At 58.1% G+C, this 3,909-nt stretch carries 5 protein-coding genes; 4 read left to right on the top strand and 1 reads right to left on the bottom strand.

What is annotated here, in order from left to right; translation table 11 throughout:
• Nucleotides 1-166: 166 nt before the first annotated feature.
• The 4 genes from HNR46_RS20200 to HNR46_RS20215 all read left to right on the top strand — a co-directional run bounded on the left by HNR46_RS20200 (nt 167) and on the right by HNR46_RS20215 (nt 2,704).
• A complete protein-coding gene (locus HNR46_RS20200) occupies nt 167-700 on the top strand; it encodes a hypothetical protein (RefSeq protein ID WP_184022465.1) in 534 nt (177 codons plus the stop codon).
• A gap of 313 nt (nt 701-1,013) precedes the next feature.
• Nucleotides 1,014-1,253: a hypothetical protein gene (locus HNR46_RS20205; RefSeq protein ID WP_184022467.1), complete on the top strand. Its 240-nt coding sequence runs from the start codon at nt 1,014-1,016 to the stop codon at nt 1,251-1,253.
• A gap of 110 nt (nt 1,254-1,363) precedes the next feature.
• A complete protein-coding gene (locus HNR46_RS20210; protein WP_221285311.1) occupies nt 1,364-1,813 on the top strand; it encodes a hypothetical protein in 450 nt (149 codons plus the stop codon).
• A 132-nt stretch (nt 1,814-1,945) separates the two neighbouring features.
• Complete coding sequence (locus HNR46_RS20215; RefSeq protein WP_184022471.1) at nt 1,946-2,704, top strand: tetratricopeptide repeat protein; 759 nt, start codon at nt 1,946-1,948, stop codon at nt 2,702-2,704.
• A 113-nt stretch (nt 2,705-2,817) separates the two neighbouring features.
• On the opposite strand, the gene HNR46_RS20220 is transcribed toward HNR46_RS20215, so the two are convergent.
• Nucleotides 2,818-3,909: transposase (locus tag HNR46_RS20220; RefSeq protein ID WP_184022473.1), on the bottom strand; the 1,092-nt coding region annotated here is incomplete at its 5' end.

Genomic DNA, 3,909 nt, shown 5'->3' on the forward strand with positions numbered 1-3,909 from the left:
CGTGTCTGAGTTCGTATTCATTCGTTACAATCGATTGATGTTGGATAGGTCCCGTTCATACGGGATAGCCCACGATTTGAACCAGACACGACACCGCTTTCCCAACCCTCAACCTACTCCAACGGTGCCCGACTGCTTCAAGTCGCAGCCATAGGGTCTGGCAAGAATGAGAGCCTACTTTACAGCCTTTCTCCTCGCGTGGCTCTCATCGACTGCGGTTCGAGCACAGGAAACAATACCACCCGTCGTTCAGCGAGTCTTGGAACAGATCCCGAAGATCGATCGGGGTGACACGATGGGCGATTTCCTCAAGCGGACGAAGATCACAATGGACAAAGAGGCCAAGATCATCGGCGGCATGAGCAGCTTGGGCGAGGATGGCTACGTCTGGCAGATTGGCGACTCCGGAAGGTGGATCATGTGCACGACTTCCTACCGAGGAATTGACGAGAAGGAGGGCGGGCTCAAAGGGGAGTTCGAGGATGGGGAGATGGTAGGGGTGCGAGTCTATTACCGAGAGAATGTGACCGAGGAGATCGACTACGACCAGATGACGAGGCTGATTCCCTACCTTGAGGGCCACAAGCTCTACACGAAACAAGCCGAACAAGGCGGCGCTGGACAATCCGCTACCCAGTCCGAATCGGATTCGGAGGGTAGCGACAAACCCCAACCTGAATCGGAGGGGAGCTCCCGGTAGCGGGTGCCAGGCCTTCGACGTTGTGCCAAAGAATGGATGCCGTCACTCGACACGCTATTGAGACAGTGTTCCAGATCACAGACGGACCTCAGGTCATCCTGAATATGATCTCGGCTCGCGAGTCATCACACTGCACCGCCGGTACCCATCTCGTGCTCCACGCACCCAACGGAAGGACGGAGCGCGCGACGATTGAGAGGATCGAGTACGCCCTGAAGCCCGGCGGGAATGAGTTCTACGGTCTTGCGCTCGGAGGTGATTCGATTTCTGAGTTTGGAGATTTCTCGAGAGGCTCTTTTGAGGTCGACTCACAGTGAGCGCGATACACAAGGCTCTGATTGAGGCGATCGTGTACCTGGTCGTCGCCGAGGGTTCGGATGACCGAAAGGACGACGATGTCCGGGCACTTGAGTCGGTATTCGCCGAACTCGGCCGCGCGACCTCCAACGAATTGGACTGTCTATTTGCCGCAGTGAGAGCCGAGCTAAAAGAGACGCAGAATCCTGCGAGGGTCGATGCGTTGGAGTCGATAATCGATTCCCTTTCTGACTGAGTAACTAACAACAAAAGCACAACAAGTCGGCGACGGCGACGCCTAACCACGGCCTTGTTGTGTGCCTGTCCTAGTGATTCAATCCTCGCAAGCGAGTGCTGAGCGCCGCCATGGTTTGGCGTCGCACTATGCCTCTGACGTTCGTCTTAAAAATTATGTTTTTGCGTATAGCCATAGTTCTTTTCGTGGGCGTTGCATTCGGTGGAAGCAGGGTTGCGGCACTGGATGCCCCTGCACCACCTGCGCCCAAGACACTGGCGTGGACCGTTAAGCAAGCGAATCGCAGGCTGCCAACAGTTGATTTCACGGGAACTCGGGTAGATTGTGCGATTGAACTCCTTGGCTCGTCGATGACTTTGCCGGGATACTATCTGAAGATCGATGCTTCGAAGATTCAAGAGCGCTTCGACCGAAAGTTGGATTTGCACCTCAAGGATGTTCGTTGGATCGAGGTGATGGGGGCTATTGCGGATGCTGTTGATGCCAAGCTTGTGATCGAGCCAGGCCTTCTGCGGTTCGTGCCGCGAGGCGAGAGAATGCAACCCGCAAGAACAGAATGACGAACAAGTCGGAGATGGCGACCCCTCACACCGGCCTTGTCACAGGGCTGTCATGGTGGTTCCATCCGGCAATGGAAATCGGAGCGCCGCCATGAGGGTCGGTGAGCCATTCCTCTGACGTTCGACGAGATAATGAAACTCCCGCTAGTAGCGCTCATTCTCGCTTCAGCCGTTATGGCAGCAGAACCATCGAAAGATGATTTCAAGAAGGCGCTAGAAGAAGATCCAAACGACCGCAGTGCGCTCTACAACTTCGGCATGGCGAGCTATATGGATGAAGACTATGCACAGGCAATCGATTCGTGGCAGCGTCTTGAGAAGCTCGAACCGGCCGACTGGCAACTTAAAGCGAAGTTGATTCAGGCATACTGGGCCGCGGGCCAGCACGATAAGGCCGAGGCCACCATCGGCGAACTTCGAGCGGCTCGATCTGCCGGGAAGTCTGATGAACTGAAGAAGCAGACGTTCTTTATTCGAGATCAATTCGTCGTTGGTGAATTCCGAGTTTTCACGCTCGAATATTTTGATCTGGCGGGTGAGCGCCCGCTACTTTGGAAGTTCATATTGCGCTCCGGGGATAAGGCCGCTAGTCGGTACTTTTCGCTCGGAAGCTACGATTCGACCAACGAGTTCATGCGTACCAACGGCGATTTGAAGCCCGATGAACGGGCCTTTCACTTAGACGGATACTCGAGCAACGGAGATCATCAGACCTTCAGCTTTTTCAGGGAGCGCCCCAAGTATGAAGCGGTGAGAAGTCAAGTTATCGAGATTCTTCACGGTAAGCGCTCCGAAATATCTTCCACCAGAGCAACAAACGAAGGCGAACGAGACCGTCGGAAAACCCCTGTTGAGCCCGTCGTACCATTGCCTTCGGATGGTGCCGAGTGATGGACGTCGTTTTCGATTTCCGGGCGGGCGTTTCCCTTGCGGGGTCGTGGCGCCTCGTGATGGGCTCCTGTGACGCCCTGCCGGGGTCACGGATGCCGCGGGGCATGCCGGCCTCACCCCGTGGCGGGCTCGCCGGTGCCGTATTCCGGCCGGTAGAGGGCGATCTTGCCGATGTTGTGCATGATGCTCCAGAGGTTCCAGATGACTCCCACCTTTTCCCGTCCGCGGTAGTTGATGCGGTTGAGGCCTTTGGCGTGCCGCAGGTTGGCGAAGATCGGTTCGATGGTGCCCATGCGGTAGCTGTAGCGATGCCTTCCTTCCGGGGTGTCGACCTTGTCCCGCATGGACTTGCAATGGGGGCGTGCGGGCTCGATGCAGACGCTCAAAGTACGACGTTTGCCGTTTTTACTCAGGCAACGTGAGCGGAACTCGCAGATGCTGCAGAAGTCACTTTCGATCTCGTACTTGTGGAAGGCTCCTTTGCCGCCGGTGGAGGTGCTGGTACCGGGCTTGCGACGGAGGATCTGGCCCTTGGGGCAGCGGTAGGTGTCGGCTTCCTCGTCCCGGGTGAAGTCGGCGGCGGCGAAGCGGCCGCTGTCCTTGGGGCGGACTTTGCGGAGGTGCCGGTCGCGGCCTTCGTAGCGCTCGTCGCGGTCGCGGTGGTTGGGGTCGGGTATGACGGCGTCGAGCTGACGTGCGGCGCAGGCTTCGAGGTTGGGCTCGCTGTGGTAGTTGGCGTCGGCGAGGAGTTCCTTGCCGCGGTAGAAGTCGCCGCCGAGTCCGGCGGCCTCGGCGCGGGCGGCGGCTTGTTCGAAGAGTTCACCGAGGACGCGGCCGTCCTGGCCGCCATCGGGGATGTGGGCGCAAGTCACGATCTGGTGGGATCCGTCGGCGAGGGCCTGGCAGTTGTAGCCTTGGACGGTGCCTTTGGAGGTGTGCATCTTGCTGGACCCGGGATCGGTCAGATTGCTCTGCACTTCCTTTCCGGAGACGCCGGCGCGAGGTTCGTTTTCCGAAAGGAAGGCGTCGATCTTCGCGGCTTTGGCGATGAGCTTTTCGGCGGGGGTGAGGGTTTCGCCGGCGACTTCGGTCTTGCCCTTGGCGAGGCGGCGGTCGCGGCGCTTGTGCTCTTTCATGAGGGCGGCGGCCTTCTTGCGGAACTTGTCGCGCTTGCGCTTGAGGGTGTCGAAGGTGCCGCTCCATTC

This window comes from Haloferula luteola (assembly GCF_014201715.1).
In the GTDB taxonomy this organism is placed as follows: Bacteria; Verrucomicrobiota; Verrucomicrobiia; order Verrucomicrobiales; family Akkermansiaceae; genus Haloferula; species Haloferula luteola.